The sequence below is a fragment of the Photorhabdus sp. RM323S genome, from assembly GCF_042879375.1.
Lineage (GTDB): Bacteria > Pseudomonadota > Gammaproteobacteria > Enterobacterales > Enterobacteriaceae > Photorhabdus > Photorhabdus tasmaniensis.
Map to the genome: position 1 here is coordinate 1 of NZ_JBHFKZ010000167.1, position 873 is coordinate 873.

The following is an 873-nucleotide window of genomic DNA, read 5'->3' on the forward strand; positions in this document are numbered from 1 at the left end:
GCCATTGGGACTAAAGTTGGATCTATTTCTATTGGCAAGTAGAGCATCCAGCCAGCACTTAAACGATCTGGGAAAACCTGTTTTCTTTTTATTCTATATGTATTGTTTTCTACCATAATGTAAGGTGCACTATGAGTAGAAATCAGAAAATTAATAAAGTTGATTAATCGTGATAGCTGAAATTCATTTTCTTCAATAGATATATGAAAATCTATTTGGGTTTGTCCTAACCGATCTCGGCGATAATTCATATAACAAATTGAACATGAATGGTCATCATCTTTTCCATCCCAAATTCCTTTAATAACTATAGGATTTTCTTCTGTATAATCTTCTTCAAACTCTTTTATTGCTTCCTTTGTTGCTCCTTGCTGATCAAAAGCAATATGTTGTAAAGATTCTTGACGAGTATCTCCTGGTAAATACCAAGTTTTATAGCGTCCAAAAAATATATCTACTTGTTGTGTGATTTTATATAAATCGGTAAGAACTATTGTTGGAGTTAATGGTTCTTTCCAATCTGTATATAATTTCATATTTAATGATAATGTAGTCATTTATTTTCACCCTTACTTAAATGTTAAATAGTATGAAATACTTTAATGTTGGGATAAATAGAAAATTTTTCAAAATAATAGGTATAGCTTATAGGTTGCATAAAATGCCAGTGAGAATTTGGGACTCCATTTAATGTATTGCATACTTCTTGATGCTTTTCTACTTGAGTTGTTATGGATCTATCCCCGCTTTTACTTATTTTCCACCAATCCATAGGTATTCCATTTTTAAAAAACTGGTCATACTTAGCCTTAGCCTCAAGAAATAAGCATTGTGCAGGTTTCCAACCATCAAAATTTGTACCCATACATAACC

The 873-nt window shown here is 31.4% G+C and carries 2 protein-coding genes; both read right to left on the reverse strand.

Annotation, left to right across the window (positions count from 1 at the left end; translation table 11 throughout):
- The coding region (locus ACGF7G_RS22475; protein WP_387468503.1) for a hypothetical protein at positions 1-557 on the reverse strand (557 nt) is incomplete at its 3' end.
- Positions 558-580: 23 nt separating this feature from the next.
- On the reverse strand, positions 581-873 hold a 293-nt coding region (locus ACGF7G_RS22480), incomplete at its 5' end, for a restriction endonuclease fold toxin 5 domain-containing protein (RefSeq protein ID WP_387468504.1).